The sequence below is a fragment of the Trichocoleus sp. DQ-A2 genome (genome assembly GCF_039961915.1).
GTDB lineage: Bacteria > Cyanobacteriota > Cyanobacteriia > Cyanobacteriales > FACHB-T130 > FACHB-T130.
The window spans coordinates 84,725-106,995 of sequence record NZ_JAMPKD010000006.1; the positions used below are offsets into that span (position 1 = coordinate 84,725).

Here is a 22,271-nt window from a genome sequence, read left to right on the forward strand (position 1 = left end):
CTAGATTTTTGGCACTTCTGAATTAGATTTATTGCACGGCATCATCAGGACAATTTGCTCTTGATTTTACGCACGCAACAGACGAGACGAATGAAGAAGTGAAGGATGCGATAGCGAAGCGCCGACCTGTCGGTTCGCTCTTCCCATCCCTCACAAGCGCGATCGCATCCTACTACTGGCTTTACTCAAGAGGGTGTTTTGAATCACTCTCAGCCAAGTAAACATTTTCTAGAGATTCTCTAGCCGTGTCGAGATTCTCTTGTTCTTGTGTGGTTTCCGCTGGTGATTCGACTTCGCCTACTTCAATTTGCTGCTGGAATTCTAGCAGCGTCTCATACATTTCTTCGTTAATGTTGAATATGGGTTCTTCAGGCATGAATTCATCTCCGTTTAAAAATTGTAATTTTAGACTGTTCCCGATTCTTCCTGAGAGGTAAGCTGGGCGATCGCTTGTTGGAATTCTTCCAAGGAGCTAATGGTAATTGCCCGCTTCAGAAGCTGTTTTAGCACTGCCGAATCTTCGAGATTATTGATACTCTCAGCAATCGAGCTGGGCACCGTTTCAAACCGTGTCTCCAAAACTTCGATGACATTCTCTCTAGAATTCTGTACGATTCCCTTGCGGATGCCTCTGCGCTCAATTGGCGTGATAAAGGGCATTCTTCTTTCCTCCTCGTAACGACTTAGTGTTTCTTCAAACCCAAACTGTAATTCCTCTGGTAACACCATCATCCATTCAATTAACCGGAACAACTCTAGGATGTTTTCCCGGCTGTAACCTCGTTCATATAGCCCTCGAACTAGGCTCAATTTCCACTCTAACCGCCCTTCGGGATTGCGGCGCGTCGTTTGCGCTTTCAGATGAGCCATGATGATGACGGCAAAAGGATTGGTGCTTTGCTCTAAACTTTGCCACTGGGCTTCATAGTCCAACAGCTTGACAGTGGGAAATAGCAAACTAACTCTTGCGCCCCAAATTTCATAGCCGTAACTCTGCGGACGCCATGACGCTTGCTCGTCTGCCAACACGGCTAAGCTGGCAACTTGCCGTCGATATCGGTCAAAAAGCCGGTAATTATAGACATACATCCGCTCAGCAAAATTAGTATCAACTTTGCTTTGAACTTCGATGTGAATCAGTACCCAGGTTTCTTCGCCGTTTTGTCGCCAGACTTTTACCAGTTTATCGACCCGACGCCGCCCCAGTTCTGCATCGCGGACGACTTGTTGCAGTTCGGTGTCGAGAAATTCGTAGCCCTGCGACCAGTTAATGTCAGCATAAGCTTGCGGGAAGAAGAAAGCCATGAAGTCGGTAAAATAAATCTCCAAGGCTTCCTTCCAAGGGCTATCGTAATCAGCCTGAGGGTTGGTCATGCTTCAGGGTCAAGATTAGCGATCGCAACTGGCTCCACTGGATCGGCAAGCTCAAACCGGAAGACGCGAGAATAAAAGTAAAATTCCCCATCAATGGCGCGTTTAATATTCTCCGAACGGCGAAAACCGTGTTGTTCGCCCTCAAAAGGAACATAAGCAACGGGCAACCCTTTGGCACGTAGGGCCTCTAGCATCATTTCTGCTTGGTTGGGTGGGACAACTTTATCTTCTAGCCCTTGAAAGAAAATGACCGGACAAGAGAGATTCTCCGTAAAGTAAATAGGCGATCGCTCTTGATAAATATCTTGCCGCTGTGGGTAAGGGCCAATCAGCCGATCCAGATAGCGCGATTCAAATTTGTGGGTATCTCTGACCAGCGCCTCTAAGTCGCTGACGCCGTAGTAACTCGCACCTGCCTTGAAGACATCGCGGAAAGTCAGGGCGCACAGCGTCGTGTAGCCACCCGCACTACCACCGGCGATCGCCATCCGGTTTCCATCCACCAAGCCTTGTTGGGCCAGATACCGCGCCCCATTCACGCAATCATCCACATCCACAATCCCCCACTGCCCATCCAGCCGCTGATGGTAGGCGCGTCCATAGCCGGTGCTGCCGCCATAATTGACATCTAGAGAAGCAAATCCGCGACTTGTCCAGTATTGAATCCGCAAGTTCAGCTGGCTAGAGGTGGCTGCTGTCGGTCCTCCGTGGCTTTTGACGACCAAGGGCGGCAACTCACCATCGGGTGCTGTATAGTCGCGATTTTGGGGCGGATAGAAGAAGCCGTGAGCGGTTAATCCGTTCTCGGTCGGAAATTCAATCGGTTGCGGAACAGACAAATACCCAGAGTCAATTTCTAACTGGCTCGATCGCTGCAACACTTCTATTTGCCGCGTCGCCATATCCATTTGGATAATCGAGCTAAATTTGGTCGGTGAGCCAGCAATGAATCCCACACGACCCCCAGAGGCTTTGAGAGACGAAATCTCAGTGTAATCCGTCTCAATTTGCTCCAGTCCTGTCTCCGTGTCGAGGCTCGCCAAATGCCAAATGCCTCGCTGAGTATAGGTGCAGATAATGCGTTCTTCAGATTCAAAGGCATAGGTAGACATCCCAAAAACCCACTGCGGAAGCCCAAATTCAGCCTCCATCTCGCACAGCGGTTCAACCTCTTTTTCCCCCTTTTTAAGGGAGGTTAGGGAGGATCGAGATTGCCATCTGTAGAGATTCCACCAGCCACTGCGATCGCTAACAAAGTGTAAAATGCCATCCGGCGACCATTCTGGCTGAAAAATAGACTCATCAACGCCACCAGCAACCCGTTGGCTTTCAGCCAAGGAACCATCCGCTGTTATCTTTGCGACCCATAATTCCGTTCCATCCCACGGCAGATTTGGATGATTCCAAGTTAACCAAGCCAGTTGAGAACCGTCAGGACTGAGGCGTGGAGATGAATAAAAGTCGTTTCCAGACACCAGCACCCGAATATCGTCCCCATCTTCCAAGTTGATGCTAACTAAGGTATTGACTGGTTCGCGATCGCCTGTGGTGTGGTCTTCGCGCACAACATACAACCGCCGCTGTTTCCGGTCAATTATTCCATCCGCATAGCAGAAGCTTCCTTCTGGTGTCAGCGGTTGCGATTCTGCACCTGGAGTCTGCCGATAAAGGCGCTGATCCGCAAAATTAGAAAAATAAATAGTGCCATCAGCGACGCAGAAGGCACCGCCGCCGTATTCATTGACGCGGGTTCGGACGTTAAAGGGAGGTGGGGTGACATCAATGGTTTTCCCCTCTGGGGTACGTCGCACAATCACACTCCGTCCCGCTTCTGCGGGTCGCCCCTCAATCCAGTAAACATCCTCGCCATCAAAGGCAATCTGCCCCACTCCAATCGTTTCAGAAACAATTAAGTTAGAGGTGATGGGCGATTTCCAGGAACCATAAGGTGCTACTTGTGCTTGGGTCATGTTTTTACTTCTACAACCAAATATTGATGAATGTATCCACTTTAGGGCTAAATTACTATCTTCCGAGTATTAGATTACTGGAGTTTTGTCAGTTAGTTTTCGTTCTTTAACCCAGCAGAAGAGTTGGGTTTCAGTATCTTTGAATCCAAGCTAAGGATTCAGTAATTTTGGGGCAGACAGAAACTTTTTGAAAATGCGAAATGTTGCATATTTATCGCAATTATATTTAAGTTTTGAGATGCCAGGGTTTCAGATCCCCGACTTCTCTAAGAAGTCGGGGATCTCGCCTTCACGAATTATTTAGGTCTGCTATACAAACTCTATAGCCCTAAAAAACTCTAGTAAGATTTTAGATCCAACGGCTTAACTTCTATTGAGGAGGAAACTGCTGCTCGTTGACGATGGTAAATCCTGAAGAAACTGAGCCGTAAGAACGAACTTTGTCAAAAATTTTTACTAATTCCCTTGAAGGTTTCCGGGTGGAAATCTTCTGCCGCGATCTTTTTTGGAAATTAAAGACCTCTATAGGGCCTGGTTCGCTAGGATTCTCGCAGGCAAAAACTATCTCAGAAGATGAAATAAATCCTAAATAGGAATTGCTTTCAAATCCTTCACAATTAGAAAAAGCCAATATTTTATAGCGATTAAGAGTGTCTAAAACTAAATGATTAACCCAAGAATTATTTAATCCATCAAAAACATCTAATCTTAACACTAAATATCTATCATCCGGGGAGAAAGAGACTGGATTAGCAATAACGTAGTTATGAATATTGTTACTTAAGCCCAGAATATCTCCCAGCCTTGTTGTACTCGATAGTCCATCCTTTTCAATCACTAATTCTCCAAGAATTTTATCAGCAGTATTGGGATTACATTTTATCAACAAGTTATTGTTTGCCCGACTGTTGGCTTGACCAACTCTCCGAATATTCATATTCAGATAAATTGAATTGATCCCATTCGGTGAGGTTAGTTTCTGGGATTGATAGCTAACTTGCGTAGAACCCTGACAATTTCCATTCAGTCTGCTAATAATTTCTCGGCTTAAAGTGGCGAAATCGGAATCTTGAGCCGATGATTTGTTCGCGTAGCTCGAAATAAATCCAAGAATAATTGCAATATAAATTAACGTTGATTTTAGCGATCGCATCCGAAATTTTCTCCAAACGCAGCCAAGTCGTTCGCACACGGCTATCATGCTGCCAGTTCTAACTCTAAAACGATTATCCTGACGACCGGCTCGCAGAGGCATCGCAGCGATCGCGCACGCGAGAAAGCGGGTGTTCCTCTAAATATGGCTCAAAGTGGCTCAAATACCATCAGAGGAACGAGTAGATAGCCAGTTTCTGAGGCAAGCAGGCAGCCTATGCCCAAAAAACGACCCTCTTCATCGTTCAGCCGCAACTTTCCCTCTTCAGCGTCCGTCAAGGCAGGAAAGGAAAGGGGGCGAAAAGGAATGCGCTGACCTTGGCACCAGGCTTTAGCGTCTGTTGCTTGTAAGGTGACAGCTGGGAGATGCCCCAAAGCTGCCGACGCTAGAATTGGGTGGAACGTTCCTTGTTTGAGCTGTTCTTCCAATTCTTCAAAAGTCAGACTATCTGCTATCTGGAAACCGCTACTCTCAGTGCGAGTCAAGGCGGCAAGGGTGCCGCCGGTTGCACACGCCGAACCTAAATCGCGGGCGATCGCTCTAATATAAGTTCCAGGGCCACAAGCGATCGCTACATCTAATTCGGGAAAATCTCCTTCTCTCCACTCCAATATTTCTAGCTTATAAACTTCCACCTCTCGCGCTGGAACTTCAATAATTTCCCCCGCCCGTGCCCTATCGTACAGGCGTTTTCCCTCAACTTGAATGGCACTATAATTTGGCGGCACTTGCTGAATTTTGCCCTCAAATTTCTTTAAGGCTGCTTGCACTTGTTCTAAGGTTAATCCTGGTACTGGATGGGCGCTGATAATTTCTCCTTCCAAGTCATCAGTCGTCGTCCTTACCCCCAGTCGAATCGTCCCCCGATAAGCCTTATCCTGCCGCAGATATTGCAACAGCCGCGTCGCCTTGCCCAGGGCAATTGGTAACACGCCAGTCGCAGCCGGATCTAAAGTTCCCGCGTGTCCCACGCGCTTGAGGCGCAAGAGTTTTCGCACCTTAGCGACACAATCGTGAGAAGTGAATCCAACAGGTTTGTTTAAGTTTAAAAGTCCTTGCATTTAATCCTATAAGTTTTTAATTAGTGGCACTGCCACAGAAAAGCAACTTGTTCCTTATGCTCTGGGCATTGTACGAGATATGCTGCTCCCATATCACCCCAGTTATAAAGAATATTATTGTTAGTATCTCCTGAATCAATTTGAAAAATGAATTGATTCATTTCGTGGTTACAAGTTGGACAATTTGGATATTCAGGATCTTGTACCCAACTAGGCCAACCAGCTAACTTGTCTTCTCTTGGAGGGCGCTGATAGACAATATCAAAAGCTTTATTATCTATTGTATAGTTATCTAGCTTTATCTCTTGCCTGTCAGGGTACTCATCCCTTTCTTCCCATCCCGTAATTAACTTAGCAGGAAATAAATCTTCTATTTCTGGTATGTCCATCTCTGATGGTGTGCTGTTTGGTTGAATAATTCTCACAACCTCACAATCAACCTCGCAAAGAGGCTCGTTGTAGCTAGTACAATAAAAAAATTGTAATAAACCACTACCAAACTTTCCATTCAAGCTTTCAGGCAACTGCTCAAGATTCAGTTGCAGAAATAGCTGCATTGGCTTTTGACAATTAGGGCAAATAGGCCAAGTCTCATCGGCACTCAGCCAGGGTTTTCCAGCAAATTTTGATGCAGTTAAGTCTCCATCACCTTCTTGAACGATAGGTTTCCAAGCCGAACGCCTAGCACTGCTTAGTTTTTGTTTTAGTTGAGTTAATTTCAAATCATCCGATTGCATATTCTAATTAAGGTGTAGGTGCAATATTTTTCGGGTAAGGCACACCTAACGCCTCTACTCTATCCCCTGGCAGAGAAGGGGAAGAATTCCTCTCGTCCCCTTGCAGGGGAAGGGCTGGGGGAGAGGTTAACTGAAAAGTATTGGGTGTAGGAGATGGGATTGGCTGAGCAGTAGAAGTATTGCTGATTCCCTGCAATTGTTCCTCTGTTAAAGACTGAATCAAAACTAAAGGAATCTCATCTCGACTGATATATTGAGCGTAAGAAGCATTCAGGTAGCCTTGATATTCTGGCTCGTTAGAAACATAGGTTTTAAAAAAAGCTAGGCTCAGGGCTTTCACATATCCAAAAGCAGTCACGGGATTTGGTCCCGCAACTTGTGGCGGAATCTTGACTACCCCAGTACCTTCAAACGCTTCTCCCAAAGTGGAAAAATGCGTTGCCTTTTTCATTAAAACCAGATATTTGTTGGGGGTTGTCAGCCAAGTGAAGGGTTTAATCTGTTCTGATAAAGCAGGTGCAGCGGTATCGTTACTGCTGGCAAATAACATTATCGGAACTTTGATGCCGCTCATCTCACTTTTTCCGAAGATGCTACTATCAACTGGATTGATCGCGATCGCTGCCTTAATTCGGTCATCCCCCAACTGATAATCAATTTGCGGCAACAGCAACGCCCGACATTGGAGCAACAGCGACAGATTCAACGAACTATTGATAGCAGTGCAATCTTTTTCCAGGTTCTCAAAATTAATTTCTGCACCCGCCAGCGCCAATGCTGTGTAGCCGCCAAACGATTGACCAAGGACGCCGACGTTTTGCATATCTAGTCGTCCTCGATAAGTAGCTGCCAGTTGATCTAGCAAATACTTCATATCCAGAGGACGGTCAACCGCCTCGCTGGGAGGAGCCGCATCGCTTGTCAGACCGCTAATTAGAGCCTGCAACTGCTGGGAATTACTGCCTGGATGTTCTGGTAGAGCCACTGCAAATCCATGAGAGGCTAGGTGTCTCGCCAGGTAGGCATAGGACAAGCGATCGCTTCCCAGCCCGTGAGAAATTACAATTACGGGTGCGGCTCGTCCGCTCAACTGCGGCAGATAAACATCGACTGGGAAGGTACGGCTGCGGCTGAGGTCATTGAGCGTCAGGGTCTGCATTTCCCAGCTTAGCGGCCCTGGTTGCTGTAAATCTCGCCCTGCGGGAATATTAAACGGTGTTGCCATTTGTGATGGCTGAAAGGGCATCTGAGTGGATGACTGAGCTGAGATTTCAGCCAAAGCTGCCTGTTCAACGGCAGCGATCGCTCCTTGAGTTTTCCCGATTAGGTTGCTCAGCTCATCAATAATCTCAAAGCCCCGATCCGAATTAATCCGAATTGCGTAAGTCGGAAACTTTCGCAGTACATTCAGTGGCGTCAATCCTTGTGGATCGGCAGCAGCTTGAATTAAAGCAGCTCGAATTGCATAAAAACCCGGTTGAAACGCTTTTGTTTGAATAATTTCGCCGACTCGTCGCAGCAAAATTTCCCCCTGCGGCGTGTAGAGAAATTGAGCCACTGCCACCGGACTCACATTCGCACGAGTTTGCAAAATCCTCCGTAACTGCTCTAGCTGTTCCGGCTTAAAAAATTGAGCATAAAACCCTAAATCCTGATTGATTTTGCCTTCCCTGGCATATTCTTCCAGTGCCGAAACCGGAAGGGATAACTGTATCGGTCCATAGGAAATAAATATTTTTTCCGCAGCCAAAACCCGACTCGGCATCAAAGCCGTTACAGAAGGTAAAACCATTCCTAGATAGAGACCTGGAAGGCTTAAAAGCAAGCGTTTAATCGCAGAATTGGTAATCGGCGATGTAGGTTGCCTTTGCAACCCACTCTTTAAACATCCCTCCCTGTTGTTTTGCCTAAAAGGCTTCCTCGAAAGACTCAATTTCGTCCCATCTTTCATCGGTTCCCTGTTTTTGCAATCTCTGGCAACGTTTAACATAGAGGCTAGCCGCTTTATCTTGATTATTTTGCTCTAAGACGTTCTTGAAAATTTCCTCCGCAGAGGCATATTTTTTGCTGTAATAGAGATGAATTCCTAATTCAAAAGAGCTTCTGGTTTTGCTCTTCAGCTCTAAAGTCTCTAAGATAACACCATCAAAAACTTCAAAAATAGGCGATAAATCTTTACGACCTTTAATATGAACTTTATCCAAAAATCTATAATTATATCGAGTGGGATCTTCTAAACCCAGCAAAGTCTTTTCACTAATAATAATAGAAGCTCCGTAGGCTTTGGTCAAATCTTCCAGACGAGACGCCAGATTCACTGCATCTGAAATCACTGTCCCTTCCATACGCTGTTCATCTCCAATCGTGCCTAGCATCAAACTGCCGCTATGGATGCCAATGCCGATAGCGATAGGAGGTAAATTGCTTCTTCGGCGTTCCATATTGTACTGCGAGACTTGTTTTTGCATTTCAATCGCTGCCCGCAAAGCATCTTCAGCGCTTTCCGGGAAAAGTGCCATCACCGCATCTCCAATATATTTATCTATAAAACCATTATTATTCCGGATAACGGGACTCACCCGACTCAAGTAGGAATTAATAAAATTAAAATTCTCTTTGGGTGACATCGCCTCTGAAAGGCTCGTAAAGTTGCGAATGTCAGAAAAGAGGATTGTCATGTCTTTCTGCACTTGATCGCCTAGCTTTACATTAACAATGCTTTCTTCTCCCAGCAAACTAATAAATTGACGGGGCACAAATCGACCATAAGCAATATTTATTTTGGAAAGCTCAAGATGAGTCTCTATTCGTGCTATCAATTCGTTTCTAGAAATTGGTTTAGTTAGATAATCATTGGCTCCTGACCCAAAGGTTTCTAATAAATTAGCAACGCTATGCGCTTCTGTCACAATCACAATTGGTAATTCATTGGCAGGAAAAGTTTGGCGAATTTTTTTGCAAACTTCATAGCCTGACATTTTTGGCATCATTACATCAAGTAAAATTAAATCAGGCTTTAGACCTTGCTCAATGGCTTCTAAAGCAGCAATTCCATTCCTCGCTTGATAAACCGTATAATTTTCCAAACACAGATAATTGTTAAGAATCTGAAGATTAACCGGATCGTCATCTACAATTAAAATTTTAAATTTTCCTTCTTGGGGTGCAGGTTGTAGGTAATCTTGTAACCTTTCAAACTGAAAGTTTTGAATTTCAACCTCTTTTGAACTGAGTTCTTTGGAAAGCGTTTGTTGTATACTTTCCAATTTTCCTGCCAGCGGTAGCGTAAAAGTAAACCGCGAACCTTTTTTTAGAATGGATTCTACGTAAATTTTGCCGCCATGCAATTCCACCAGTTGTTTAGTAACTGCAAGGCGGATGCCCGTCCCTACGTAAGGTCTAGAAATAGATTCTTCGGTAAGTTCAAAAGCATCAAAAATGGTATTTATTCTATTGATTGGAATGCCAATTCCGGTATCTGCAACCGTAATTTTCATGTAATTATCCGCAACTGAAGAAACAACTTGTATACTACCTGTATCAGTAAATTTAATCGCATTGCTAACTAAATTATGCAGAATTTGTTGAACTCTATTTTCATCAGCACATACCATTGGTACAGTAGGTTCGATTCGATTAATCAAGCGCAAACCTTTGATATCTGCGAAAGGTTTAGCAAGAGTTAAAACTACATCGGCAATTTCTTGCATTCCTACTGGTCTGAGTTTTAACCCCAGTGTTTTATGCTTAAGTTTTTCTAAATCAACAATATCGTTAACCATATTTGCTAGCCGTTGACCGCTTTGCAAAACCATTAACAAGTTTTGCGTTTGAATTTCCGACAGTTGCCCAGCAGCTCCCTCTAAAAGAGAGTCAGCGATACCGATTATTTCATTTAAAGGGGTTTGTAATTCTTGGGAAGTATTCGCTAAAAACTCATCTTTTAGTTGATTAATTTGTAATAAATCTTTGTTTTTGGATTCTAGGTTTCGGGCATAGTCTCGAATCTCAGCTACCATCGAATTAAAGGCATCTGCCAACAGTCCCAACTCATCTTTGCTTTTAACATCTATAAAGATGTCAAAGTTGCGATCGCATACTTTTTGAGCACCTTCTAATAATTTTTCGATAGGGTTTCCCAACCAACGCGCCAGCAAAAATGCGACGAGCAGTGACAGGACTAAACTAATACTAATAATACTGATGCAAATATATCGTAATTTATGAATTTGCTTGATTTCGTGGGTACCGTCGTACTCTAAAACTAAAACAGCAATAACATTATCTTTTTCATCTTTAATGGGAATGGCTGCTTTTAGAAAAGTGCCAATTTCATCTGTATAAAATTTCTTACCAGCTTGTGCTTCCCCCTCAAAAGCTTGCTGTAGTTCATTTTGCTCAGTTGCGTATAAATCCCCAATCAATTTTTCTTTCTGAGCTAGTGTTCTTTGAGAATTATCATGAGCCAGAAACTTGACAATTCGATATCTCGGAGATTCTGGAATGCTGACAATAAGATAGGTTGAGCGAATGAGCGGAATCTTGTCTTTTGCTTCTGCTGTTTGCCTCAAGAATCTCACAGGAAATACTTTTCTCCGGCTGCTATTTCTGATTTTTATCAAAATTTTTACAAGAGCTTGATACTCCGGGGAATTTATATATTCTTGAGCAATTTTAGGTAGTAAAGAAGCAGTAATTTCTCCAGGTTCTAGGGTTCTGATTTTTTCGCTTATAGGCAGAGAATTTTTTTCAAGGGACTGACGAAGCTGCTGAATTGTTTGTTTTTCGTCTTGCTCTAACGAAGATGCTCCCTGACGACCTACATCTTTAAGTCGCTCTGACATCTGGTTTAAAACAATTTGATTTGTTTTTGAGTAGAAAAAATAAACGCTAGTGCTGGTGACTCCAACTGAAAGAAGCGAGATAGCCAGCCCTATTTTCACCGCGAAGGGAAATTTCATATTCGGGATTCTGGAAAAGTTATATTTCTGTGATATTTCTAATTATTTTTATGAATCAATGATTATCTTAGTAAATATCCTTAAATGGCTTAAAGTTATACTAAAAATTTTAAGTCTAACCCCCCTAAGCGGTATACATCAGTTTGTTAATTCTTGCAACCTATTTTTAGGTAGGGGAAACAGGCTGAGCTTTTGCTTACTTTTTTTGCTGAAAGGATACAAAAGGAACTTTTACCATATCAATACCTTTTTTAAGGTTTATTTTGACTTTATAGTGGGTTATTTCTCGGTTGAAAAGATATTTTCGAGGACTAGGGTTGAAAGAGACTGGAGAAGCCTAAATTTGGGATGAATAACTCTCTATTAAGCTGCTGGAACAGAAAAAACATTTTCCCTTCAAACCCGTTAAATTCTGCAAAAATGGGTTGCTATCCCGAAAGTTTTACCCTGGATGTACCTGGAAACACTTCTGGTTACTCATGAACTTGTCCTTACAATTCTCTGCCACAGCTAAGTTGATAAAAATCTGGTAGGGTTTTAAAACGGTATAACAAGAGCCAAGTAGAGTCTAAACGACGCGCTCCGTTAAGACTCACGCTGCGGGAACGCATTTTACTTCACTCATCGGGGATAAAAATGGAAGCATTGAAAGGACGAGATCTCCTAAGTCTGGCAGACCTCAGTGCTGAGGAAATGAAAGAACTTTTGGATTTGGCAGCTCAGCTGAAGACGCATCAGCTAAATTTGCGCTGCAATAAGGTGTTAGGGCTGTTGTTTTATAAAGCGTCTACACGGACTCGCGTCAGCTTTTCAGTGGCAATGTACCAACTAGGCGGTCAGGTGATAGACCTGAATCCTAATGTTACCCAGGTGAGCCGGGGAGAACCGTTAGCCGATACAGCACGAGTGTTGGATCGCTATCTAGACATCTTAGCGATTCGGACATTTGAGCAGGAGGATCTGCAAACTTTTGCGAACTATGCCAAGATTCCGATTATCAATGCGCTGTCGGATTTAGAACATCCCTGTCAGGTTTTAGCTGATTTATTAACTGTTCAAGAATGCTTTGGAACGCTAGATGGGCTAACTTTGACTTATCTGGGAGATGGTAATAATATGGCAAACTCCCTGCTTTTGGGCTGCGCGTTGATGGGGATGAATGTGAGAATTGCTACACCTACGGAGTATCAACCCGATGCGGCAATTGTCGAGCAAGCGAAAAAGATTGCACAGACTAACTCTGAGGTAACAATTACTAACGACCCTGAAGCTGCCGCCAAAGGTGCCCATGTGCTTTATACCGACGTTTGGGCAAGTATGGGTCAAGAGGAACAAGCAGATGCCAGAATTCCAATTTTTCAACCTTACCAAGTGAATGAGCAGCTGTTGAGTATTGCCGATCCTGATGCAATTGTGCTGCATTGTTTACCTGCTCATCGAGAGGAAGAAATTACCGATGCTGTTATCGAAGGTTCTCAGTCGCGGGTTTGGGATCAGGCAGAAAACCGAATGCACGCGCAGAAGGCTTTGTTGGTGAGTCTTTTGGGAGCAGATTGATAATTTGCTAATCCCTAATCGCGAATGGCAAATGGCTAATTGTTTAAAAAACATTAGCCATTAACCACTGGACAGACGTGGATTTTAGTAGTACGAATGTTCTATAGGACGTAGATTAGTATTCCCCTATTGTTTTATGGAACCCCTAACTGATGCTCAGCAGCAACTTTATAATTGGCTGGTGGAATATATCAGTCAATATCAACACGCGCCTTCAATTCGGCAGATGATGCGGGCAATGGAACTGAAGTCGCCTGCGCCGGTTCAGAGCCGCCTGGAACACTTGCGTGCGAAAGGCTATATTGACTGGACGGAAGGAAAAGCCCGCACGATTAGGATTGTGCGCTCTGGTGCGGGTGGAGTGCCGGTTTTAGGAGCGATCGCTGCCGGTGGTCTTGTCGAACCTTTCACCGATACGGTCGAACAGCTGGATTTGTCTTCTCTGTTTCGTCAGCCGGATTATTATGCCCTTCGGGTGGTCGGAGACAGCATGATTGATGACCAAATTGCTGAAGGCGATATGGTCATCATGCGACCCGTACCCGAACCGGATCGCGTGAAAAATGGCACGATTGTGGCAGCACGAGTCGAAGGACACGGAACGACTTTGAAACGCTATCACCGGCAGGGAGAGCAAATTACGCTCAAACCAGCCAATACCAAATACGACCCCATTAAAGTAAAGGCGAACCAAGTGGAGGTGCAAGGTGTGTTGGTCGGCGTCTGGCGCGGCTATGAATTTGCTTCCATGAAATCGGGATCTCGAAGGCGATAGCATTCTTCGCGTTCCTCTTATCAAAGTCTCCGGGAAAAGGTTTCTCTCTATGGGATGATATCTCAAGACCAAAAGAGCCATTCTCCTGAGTCATTAGGAATTGGAGAAACGGTAATTGGTAATTGGTAATTCATACAAGGCATTACCGATTACCGATTACCCACTAGCAAGGACAGCAAACTAATGACTCAAAGTTCGTAAGGAGCCTTTGTCAGTCGTGAAAGCAACCCAATCTTTTTTTCAAGTTTTTCAAAGCCGCAAGATGGCGGCTCTTTTGTTTCTGGGCTTTGCATCAGGTTTGCCCTTGTTCTTGACGAGTAAGACGTTGCAAGCCTGGATGACAGTCGAGAACGTGAATTTAAGCGCGATTGGGTTGTTCAGCTTGGTAGGTTTGCCCTACTCACTCAAGTTTATTTGGTCGCCCTTACTCGACCGCTTTGTGCCGCCGTTTCTGGGGCGTCGTCGTGGCTGGCTAGTTCTGACGCAAGCGGCATTGTTGTTAGCGATCGCAGCAATGGCGCTCCAAAAGCCCTCCCAAGCTTTGCAACTGTTAGCCGTCAATGCTTTATTCATTGCCTTTTTCAGCGCGACTCAAGACATCGCCGTTGACGCCTATCGCACAGATGTCCTGGAAGAACGGGAAATGGGAGCCGGGGCAGCGATTTTTGTTTTAGGATATCGCGTTGCCTTGCTGATTACGGGTGGTTTGGCGCTGATTTTAGCGGAAAAATTGTCTTGGCCTACAGTTTACTTGTTGATGTCGCTGTTGATGGCAATTGGGTTCGTGAGTTCAATTTGGGCACCGGAACCCATACAGCGCGATCGCCCACCCGATTCCTTATCAGAAGCGGTGTCTTTGCCATTTATTGAATTCTTTCAACGCAATGGTCAGAGCCAAGGATTTTTGATTCTAGTTTTCATTGTTCTCTACAAACTGGGTGACGCGCTCGTTAATAATATGTCCACGCCCTTTTTGTTGGAAAAGACCGGCTTAAACTTCTCTTCCGCAGAAGTTGGTGCAATTCAGGGCGGCATGGGATTATTGGCAAGCATTGTTGGCGCTCTTTCAGGCGGTGCAATTCTCAGCAAAATCGGTATTAATCGCTCACTTTGGGTATTTGGTGCTTTGCAAGCAGTGAGTAATTTTGCTTATTTTCTCCTTGCACAAGTCGGGAAAAACTATCAGTTACTTGTACTGACTATTAATATTGAAAACTTTTGTGCTGGACTCGGAAATGCCGCTTTTGTAGCCTTTTTGATGAGTCTTTGTAACCAGCGCTTCTCGGCAACCCAGTATGCGTTACTCTCCAGCTTGATGGCAGTCAGCCGCGATATTTTAGTTGCCCCAGCGGGTCGAATCGCAGAAGCCACTGGTTGGCCTTCCTTTTTCCTAATTAGCATCGCCGCTGCCTTGCCTGGATTACTGCTGCTGCCTATTTTTGCTCCCTGGAATCCGCGTTCCGTGCCAGAAATGCCTAGAGAGGTACTAGATGATGAAGATGATGACTCTCAACAGTTGTAGGATAGAAACAGAGAGCTTAACAAATCTTAAACACAATTCTTAGAAAAGTCTTTCTCTATGGCTATCTTTCGTCAGTACATTGTTCCATTGATCGTAGTGTTGATCTTTTTTGTGGCGCTGGTGGCAGTTAGCGCCCGCATCTTTTTACCCTCGGACATGGCAGCACCCGCACCTATTGAGGAAGTCAATCCTCTTGGGGAACACGCTCAGGCACCGGCATCTGATTTTGGCTTAGAAAGGATGGATTTAGGATTGACCTCCAATCTAAAATCGATAGTCTAAAATGCCTTGTCCGTTATTGCCGGGGTATCAGCTGCGCGAAGGATCGAGTCTGAATCGAGCAAGTCTCGTGAAATTTATGCAGCTGACTTACCAGGAGCTTTTTCCAGAACAAAAAGATTTTTCTCATCTAGCGGAAACGGTTGAGCAATACTTTTCTAAAAAAACGCCTTTGTGGTGGGTTGAACTAAAGGAAGAAGGAAGAAAAAAGGAAGAAACAGATTCTTCAATTCCTGGCTCATCCGTTCATCCTCCTTCCCAAGTAGCTTGTCTTTGGTTGGGAAATGCCGTGGATCAGGTGACAGGCGATCGCCATGCCCACATTTTTTTACTCTATGTCTTGCCAGAACACCGCCGACGTGGCATAGGAAAAGCTTTGGTCAATCATGCCGAAGACTGGGCGCGGGCAAGAGGCGATCGCCAAATGGGTCTGCAAGTCTTTCAAACCAATCAACCCGCGTTGAATCTTTACCGCAGCCTCGGCTACCAAACCCAGTCTTTGTGGATGCTGAAACCGCTGTTTCCTGAGACACCGCAGCCATAAGGAAGACCAAGCCAGCTATTTTGTTTTGGGTCGTCCAAAACCTTTTGCCTGTTTCTTCCCTTTGCCCTTAGAAGTTTTTTCCGGTACGGCAGGAACGCTGTGCGTCTTTGGCAATGCCTGAGCTTCAGATGTTACAGCAGGCTTTGTCTGCATTTGTGGCTCGGCTTCTTCACCAGCATCAGCGGCAACAAACTGTTTCCCACAGTCTTTACAAACATATCTTTGCTTGTTTTTATAGTGCCCATTTTTCCGAACCTCAGTAGCGCCGCATTTTGGACAGTTAATCTGAGGTGTTTCTATTGCTTGGGCTTCTGGGACGGCTGCGGGTGCTGATTCTACTGCGGGTTCGTTCTGGTCGTCTGCTTCTGGTTGCTGGTTGAAAACAGATACCACTGCCTCAAGCGCTGATGCAGCTCTATCTAATAAAGTTGGTTGAGGGGAGTCTGGTTCATCATTGGGGGCGATCGCTTCCTCCGAAGACTCAGCAGCCGTCTCCTCGTCTGGTTGAACTGACACTGGAGCTTCGGCTGTTGGTGTTTCGGTTTCGACTTCCGATTCGCTGGGGATCTCTTCGACTGGAACGGATGTAGCCGCTGATATTTCGGCTTCGACTGGAGGTGCTGGTTCTACAGCAGGCTCTTTTTGGTCGGCATCTGGCTTGTCGAAAACAGATACCACCGCCTGAAGCGCCGCCGCCGCCCTGTCTAATAAAGAGGGTTTTTGGGTATCTTCTGGTTCCTCTATCGGCGCGATCGCCTCTGGCGACTCAGCCTCAGCAGCAGTCGTCTCCTCAGTCGGTTGAACTGACACTTCCGGTGCCGCCGTTGGAGTTTCAGATATTGCTTCTGGAAGGGCGCTGGGCGTCTCCTTGACGGGTTCGGGAATGGGTGCTGCTTCCGTCTCTGGCACTGAACTGGATGATGATTCTACTTCCGGTGCCGCGACTGAAGTTTGGGCTTCTGTCTGTGGCACTGAGCTGGATGGTGACTCTACTTCCGGTGCCGCGACATCTGAGGGAGCTGTAGAACTCGCGTCTACTGGCTGCTCCCAACCAGGTACTGGAGGGGCAGGCTTCCAGTTGGGGTCAGGCTGGGGAATTTTGAATGCTATAATTTCCGGCGGTTGCGATCGCGTTGGTTTGGCAGCAGTCAGTCGGCTGATGCGATCGCCGAGATTTTCCGCGATCGCATAGGTCACGGGAAGCACCGTCGGTTTCGAGACTGCCTCTCGCACCAAGCCGCTAACGTGTTCGGACGGATCGAGGGCAGGTTGAGGGGCAGGTTGAGGGGCAGGTTGAGGGGTAGATAGCACTGACGGTGATAAATTGACCTGCGGCAATGGCATCACCGGCTGCTGAGATTGGTGGGTAGGTCCCAAGGCGGGAACGAATCGAATGGAACGAACCATCCGGCGATATGGCTCTAGGTGGTCTGTCACATTACTCCCCCTGTTATCAAGGATCACAATAGAAGGCTCTTGGTGTCGTGTACTATACCAAATTCAACTTTTTGATCGGGTCTAGCAACTCATAATGTTAGTTTTCTTAACTTTCGTGCCTCTCTCAAGCAGGCATTGCCAGTAGAGACTAGAGGAATGGGAGCGGTAGTGGTACTTTATTCAAATATGTATGACGACGATGACGATTTGAGCTTACTCGATCCAGAGATAGAGCTAGAAAGCCCTCTGGATCAAATAGAGCCGCTTGATGCCGACGCAGAGAGCCAACCTAAACCAGATCCAGATGCGATGCTGGCACTGTTAACGGCTCCTGGAACGCAGCAACGGATGCTAGCAGCACGAGCTTTCTGCGAACTCCAGGATGAACGAGCGATTCCTCATTTAATTCACTTGCTGAGTGACCCCTGCCCGTTGCTGCGGGTGAGTGCGGCTTATGGGCTGGGACGCAATCCCAGTTCTACAGCCGTAGTACCGTTGATAACCCAGCTCAACAACGATTGGAATGGATACGTTCGCAAAGGTGTTGTTTGGGCTTTGGGAAACTGCCGCGATCGCCGCTCGTTAGAACCCCTCACCGACGCCTTAAAAACCGATATTTCTGCCGTGCGTCTGTGGGCAGCCAGTGGGTTAGCTCAAATGGCTGAACTGGGCTACGAAGCCATTGTGGCATCAATTCCACCCCTGATTGAAGCTCTAAGGCAAGACCCAATCGCCGCAGTCCGTAGCAACTGTGCCTGGTCGTTAGGACAACTCTGCCGCGAAATGCCTTCTAATGCCGTCTACGCCGGTGCCATTGATGGATTAATTGAGGCATTCGCAGAGGATGAAGAGATGGGTGTCCGAGAAGATGCAAAAGCTGCGCTTTTGAGAGTTGGCGATCCCAGAGGTCTTCAGCTGATTGAAACCTTAGAACAGGAAGGACTCGTGTAAACCGACAAAATTAGGCTGGAGAACTGCGGATTTCATCTAACTTTGCCCGTACTGCTTGAATATCCTGCCACATTAACCATTTGGGACTACCCGCTTCGCGGGCAGGATTCCGCAGCAGGTAGGCTGGATGGAGAATCGGCATACACAGGCGTCCTTCCCACTCCATCCAAGTGCCGCGAATTTTAGTAATGCCTCTTTTATCGCCAGTCAATCCTTTCACTGCTGTAGCGCCCGTTAATAGGATAATTTTCGGGTCTACCATGCGGATCTGTTCCAACAGATAGGGTTTGCAAGCGGCGATTTCATCGGGGGTGGGAACCCGATTGGCAGGGGGACGGCACTTATTAATATTGGCGATGTAGACGTCCTGTTCGGTATTTAGCTGTACCGAAGCGAGTATTTTCTCTAGCAACTGTCCCGCTTTACCGACAAATGGCAAGCCAGTTTCGTCTTCATTTTGACCGGGCGCTTCCCCCACAATCATAATGGGTGCCTGGAGATTGCCGCGTCCAACTACAGCGTTTGTGCGGGTTTCGCCCAACTGACAGCGATAGCACTGGTTGCAATGCTCAGCCATCTGAGCCATTGTTTGATAGGTGCCAGCAGGAATGGGAATTTTGGCACTTGTCGGAATCAGTTCTAGTGCTTGAGGCTGGGCTGTGGTAGATTCGCTAATCCCTGAGGTGTCAAAAAGGCTGAGTTGGTCTTCGCTTGGCATGAATTTGGCGGATAGTCTATGGTTTTTCCGAAATAATCCTAACAATATTGACACTCCGCTGACCTAAGTCGGAAGCTCACTCTTCCGACTTAGGTCAGCGTGAGGCTTAGGTTCTCTGAGCTTCCGGTTACTCTTAGGCTGAAGGTGGGTTCACACTTGCCCTTTGATAGTTCATACTTTGGATGGACTCTCGATTTCTGCCTTATCTGGCGAAAATCAGCCATTATAGAGGCGAGCGCACTGCCAACTTCTGGAGGGTGCCATGTCATCAGCCCCAATTTTCCGCGATCGCATTACTGCTGGCGAGCAGCTAGCTCAGCCTATTCTGGCAGAGATTAAGCAGCTCCAGGCTCAAGGTTTGAGCGTTCAGCCTATCGTTTATGCACTGCCTCGCGGCGGTATTCCGGTGGCTGTGCCGGTAGCACGCTGTCTGGGTTGCCCGGTGGATATCGTTGTCGCTAAAAAAATTACCCGTCCTGAAAATCCAGAACTGGCGATTGGTGCCGTCACGTCAGATGGGCACGTTATCTGGTACCAGGCAAAGCGATCGCGGAAAGATCCCGAAAATAATCAGCTACGGGAAGCGGCGTTGCACCAAGCCCAAGAAAAAGCTGCGGCGCTCTACAGTCAGCTTTCTCCTAGCTGCTTGTCCGTGAATCCTCGCGGTGCGATCGCTATTTTGATTGACGATGGCATTGCTACCGGCATGACAATGGCAGCCGCCGCTTACGCTTTGAAAGCCCAAGAACCTGCTGCGGTTTGGGTTTGTAGTCCGGTGGCACCGATAGGATTAGGCGATTGGCTATTATCTTGGAGCGATCGCGTGATTATCCTCCAAACACCCGATCCTTTCCTCAGTGTCAGTCGCTTCTATGAGGCATTTCCCCAAGTTGAGACACAAGAAGCGATCGCTGACTTACAACAGCACAATCAGCAGATTTTTCCCGAAACTCCTCCAGATGCACCTCTAAGCAGATAGCCAAACTGTTTAATTTTGATTATCTTAGCTAGTAGTCCTAGATTGATTTTTTTATTAACGATTCACTAACAGTTAGTCGTTAATGGCTCTTTTAAAAAATAACAACCGATCGATGAGACCTATACAATTTTGGTGGCGCACTTTAGTTTTTTCTAGCCAGTACAATCCACCTTGGTTCGTTGAGTTGCTGATGACCGGGTTAGCTATCGGCTTGCTGATGAGCTGGGAAATTACCAAAGACTGGCCTTATCTGCTTTTAAGTTCAAGCTATGCCATTGGAGCTGCCATGTCAATGTGGGTACGCGAAACTCTCATGCCCTCGCCCCATTTGCGCGTGATGCAGATTCTCGCCATCCTGTTACTAATCTATAGTTTTTGTAGCTTTTCTGACTTAGCCGTTTACCTCAAGTAATCCTGTTTCAAATTTAGATTTCAAAATCTAATTTCACACACTATTGGATAATTTTAAATCATGCAAATTTAAAATTATCAAGCGATACCTTTTCTTCAAAAATAAGTAAAAATTTTAACAAATAGCAAATACTTGGTGAAGAATTAACCGATTTCCTATGGGATCGTAAGCATAGACTTCTCTGCCATGAGAAGCGATAAAAATTTCTCCTGGGGGTGGGTATCCGAGGGCAGTTAGGTGAGAAATTGCCCCTTCTAAGTCAGTCACTTCTAAACACAAGCTCATTCCACTTTTAGCTGATTCAAACTCTGATAAGTGCGTTTCTTTAGATCTGAAAATTCCTAAGCGAAATCCAGGCAACTGAAATTCAGCGTAAATATTCGGGATGTAGGGATTTGGGTTTTGGTTGAGCAGATTGGTATAGAAAAGCACTAGAACTTCAAGGTCAACGGTTGCTAAAGTGACGAGTGCGGCGGTGCATTGGAAAAGCATATTTGTTAGGAATCACCTGAAAAAAAGGTTAAGCCTTAATAAATTGGATTTTTAAGAGAAGTGAATAACCTATCTAGAGACGGGTGAAATACACTAACAAAAATATTAATTCTAGGAAGAAATAAAAGAAATCAGCAGGGTCAGTTCATGCCAGATGCACATGATGATACCGCAGCCCAGAATCGTCGCCAAGAGATTCTGAACTGGAAGCGCAGGCAGTTTCTGCAACGACTCGGCGTTTTGGGAGCCGGAGTAGCGATCGCCGATCGGATTTTGCTACACCCACACCAACAAGTCAAGGCTGAAACGAATCTATCGCCAACTTCCCAGGGGATGCCCATCAAAGCAGGCGAGATTCCCCGCCGAGAACTCGGACGCACTGGCGTAGAAGTTTCCGCGCTGACACTCGGCGGCTTTCACTTGGGAGTTCCAAACGAACCCGAAGCAATCCGGATTGTTCAAGAAGCGCTGGATGCGGGTGTCACTTTTATGGACAACGCCTGGGAATATAACGAAGGCGTCAGCGAACAACGGCTGGGGAAGGCGCTGCAAGGGCGGCGGGATAAAGCTTTTGTGATGACCAAAGTTTGTACCCACGGACGCGATCGCAAAGTCGCCATGCAGCAACTAGAGCAATCTTTGCGGCGTCTGAAGACGGATTATATCGACTTATGGCAAGTTCACGAAGTTGTTTACGACAACGACCCGGAAAGGCATTTCGCCAAAGGGGGTGTTATCGAGGCTTTAGATGAAGCCAAGCAGCAGGGTAAAGTTCGGTTTGTCGGCTTCACAGGTCACAAAGATCCGGCAATTCACCTGAAAATGCTTTCCTATGATTACCCCTTTGATACGGTGCAACTGCCGCTAAATTGTTTTGACGCCAGCTTTCGCAGCTTTGAGAAACAAGTTCTCCCAGAACTCAACAAGCGCGGGATTGCCGCCATTGGCATGAAAAGTCTCGGCGGTGAGGGCGAACCGATTAAAGCAGGCGTTGTCACCGTTCAAGAAGCGTTACGCTATGCCATGAGTCTTCCCGTGGCGACGACAGTGAGTGGGATTGACTCGCTACAAGTGCTGCGCCAGAACTTGAATATTGCCAGGGGTTTCACGCCGATGACTCCAGAGGAAATGCAAGCAGTGCGATCGCGTTATGCAACCTATGCTGCTGATGGGCGCTTTGAACTTTACAAAACATCAAAGAAGTACGACGGACCACCGGGTAGAGAACAGCACGGATTTCCACCAAAAGAGCAAGTTGAAACTTGAAGCGGTACGCTAGCTTTTAAGGATAGTTCTCTCGTTGATTAAAGACGGGTGGTAATTGGAATTGGAGTGATGAGTTTTGAATA

19 protein-coding genes and 1 pseudogene are annotated in these 22,271 nt (G+C 46.1%); 9 read left to right on the forward strand and 11 right to left on the reverse strand.

Annotated features, from left to right (window positions below; genetic code table 11):
- Positions 1–181 precede the first annotated feature (181 nt).
- The 8 genes from NC997_RS07335 to NC997_RS07370 all read right to left on the reverse strand — a co-directional run bounded on the left by NC997_RS07335 (position 182) and on the right by NC997_RS07370 (position 11,256).
- Positions 182–376: a hypothetical protein gene (locus tag NC997_RS07335; protein ID WP_190530236.1), complete on the reverse strand. Its 195-nt coding sequence runs from the start codon at positions 374–376 to the stop codon at positions 182–184.
- 29 nt (positions 377–405) lie between these two features.
- Complete coding sequence (locus NC997_RS07340) at positions 406–1,374, reverse strand: transposase (protein ID WP_190530237.1); 969 nt, start codon at positions 1,372–1,374, stop codon at positions 406–408.
- Complete coding sequence (locus NC997_RS07345) at positions 1,371–3,344, reverse strand: S9 family peptidase (RefSeq protein ID WP_190530238.1); 1,974 nt, start codon at positions 3,342–3,344, stop codon at positions 1,371–1,373. The genes NC997_RS07340 and NC997_RS07345 overlap by 4 nt, the downstream gene beginning before the upstream one ends.
- Before the next feature lie 370 nt (positions 3,345–3,714).
- The gene (locus tag NC997_RS07350) at positions 3,715–4,281 is read right to left on the reverse strand and encodes a hypothetical protein (protein WP_190530239.1); all 567 of its coding nucleotides are present in this window, start codon (positions 4,279–4,281) and stop codon (positions 3,715–3,717) included.
- 365 nt (positions 4,282–4,646) lie between these two features.
- Complete coding sequence (gene truB / locus NC997_RS07355) at positions 4,647–5,558, reverse strand: tRNA pseudouridine(55) synthase TruB (protein WP_190530240.1); 912 nt, start codon at positions 5,556–5,558, stop codon at positions 4,647–4,649.
- A gap of 20 nt (positions 5,559–5,578) precedes the next feature.
- On the reverse strand, positions 5,579–6,295 hold the full coding sequence (locus NC997_RS07360) for a DUF1963 domain-containing protein (protein WP_190530241.1): 717 nt from the start codon (positions 6,293–6,295) through the stop codon (positions 5,579–5,581).
- Between the two features lie 7 nt (positions 6,296–6,302).
- Positions 6,303–8,087, reverse strand: coding sequence for an alpha/beta hydrolase (locus NC997_RS07365; protein ID WP_242031514.1), 1,785 nt, complete (start codon positions 8,085–8,087; stop codon positions 6,303–6,305).
- Between the two features lie 115 nt (positions 8,088–8,202).
- A complete protein-coding gene (locus NC997_RS07370; protein ID WP_190530243.1) occupies positions 8,203–11,256 on the reverse strand; it encodes a response regulator in 3,054 nt (1,017 codons plus the stop codon).
- 636 nt (positions 11,257–11,892) lie between these two features.
- On the opposite strand from NC997_RS07370, the gene argF reads away from it, so the two are divergent.
- The 5 genes from argF (at position 11,893) to NC997_RS07395 (ending at position 15,933) form a co-directional block, all read left to right on the forward strand.
- Positions 11,893–12,813: an ornithine carbamoyltransferase gene (gene argF / locus NC997_RS07375; protein WP_190429520.1), complete on the forward strand. Its 921-nt coding sequence runs from the start codon at positions 11,893–11,895 to the stop codon at positions 12,811–12,813.
- Positions 12,814–12,949: 136 nt separating this feature from the next.
- A complete protein-coding gene (lexA, locus tag NC997_RS07380) occupies positions 12,950–13,588 on the forward strand; it encodes a transcriptional repressor LexA (RefSeq protein WP_190530244.1) in 639 nt (212 codons plus the stop codon).
- A gap of 262 nt (positions 13,589–13,850) precedes the next feature.
- Positions 13,851–15,110 carry an AmpG family muropeptide MFS transporter gene (locus tag NC997_RS07385; protein WP_190530447.1) on the forward strand — a complete coding sequence of 420 codons (1,260 nt, stop codon included), beginning with the start codon at positions 13,851–13,853 and terminating at the stop codon, positions 15,108–15,110.
- A 57-nt stretch (positions 15,111–15,167) separates the two neighbouring features.
- Positions 15,168–15,392: a hypothetical protein gene (locus tag NC997_RS07390; RefSeq protein ID WP_190530469.1), complete on the forward strand. Its 225-nt coding sequence runs from the start codon at positions 15,168–15,170 to the stop codon at positions 15,390–15,392.
- Position 15,393: 1 nt separating this feature from the next.
- Positions 15,394–15,933 (forward strand): GNAT family N-acetyltransferase, encoded by a 540-nt coding sequence (locus NC997_RS07395; protein ID WP_190530245.1) that lies wholly within the window; start codon positions 15,394–15,396, stop codon positions 15,931–15,933.
- Positions 15,934–16,113: 180 nt separating this feature from the next.
- Here NC997_RS07395 and NC997_RS07400 read toward each other — a convergent pair.
- Positions 16,114–16,212 (reverse strand): annotated as a pseudogene (locus tag NC997_RS07400) (IS1 family transposase); the annotation flags it as partial.
- 1,344 nt (positions 16,213–17,556) lie between these two features.
- Here NC997_RS07400 and NC997_RS07405 point away from each other — a divergent pair.
- Positions 17,557–18,321 (forward strand): HEAT repeat domain-containing protein, encoded by a 765-nt coding sequence (locus NC997_RS07405; protein WP_190410906.1) that lies wholly within the window; start codon positions 17,557–17,559, stop codon positions 18,319–18,321.
- 10 nt (positions 18,322–18,331) lie between these two features.
- Here the strand turns inward: NC997_RS07405 and NC997_RS07410 are convergent, their stop codons facing one another.
- The gene (locus NC997_RS07410) at positions 18,332–19,039 is read right to left on the reverse strand and encodes a uracil-DNA glycosylase (RefSeq protein ID WP_190530247.1); all 708 of its coding nucleotides are present in this window, start codon (positions 19,037–19,039) and stop codon (positions 18,332–18,334) included.
- A gap of 262 nt (positions 19,040–19,301) precedes the next feature.
- Between NC997_RS07410 and NC997_RS07415 the strand changes: the two genes are divergently transcribed.
- A complete protein-coding gene (locus tag NC997_RS07415; protein WP_190530248.1) occupies positions 19,302–20,018 on the forward strand; it encodes a phosphoribosyltransferase family protein in 717 nt (238 codons plus the stop codon).
- A gap of 112 nt (positions 20,019–20,130) precedes the next feature.
- Positions 20,131–20,430 carry a hypothetical protein gene (locus NC997_RS07420; RefSeq protein ID WP_190410594.1) on the forward strand — a complete coding sequence of 100 codons (300 nt, stop codon included), beginning with the start codon at positions 20,131–20,133 and terminating at the stop codon, positions 20,428–20,430.
- Positions 20,431–20,544: 114 nt separating this feature from the next.
- Here NC997_RS07420 and NC997_RS07425 read toward each other — a convergent pair whose 3' ends face one another.
- Positions 20,545–20,922 (reverse strand): VOC family protein, encoded by a 378-nt coding sequence (locus NC997_RS07425; protein ID WP_190530249.1) that lies wholly within the window; start codon positions 20,920–20,922, stop codon positions 20,545–20,547.
- 147 nt (positions 20,923–21,069) lie between these two features.
- Here NC997_RS07425 and NC997_RS07430 point away from each other — a divergent pair, with 147 nt between their 5' ends.
- On the forward strand, positions 21,070–22,188 hold the full coding sequence (locus NC997_RS07430) for an aldo/keto reductase (protein WP_190530250.1): 1,119 nt from the start codon (positions 21,070–21,072) through the stop codon (positions 22,186–22,188).
- Positions 22,189–22,271 lie beyond the last annotated feature (83 nt).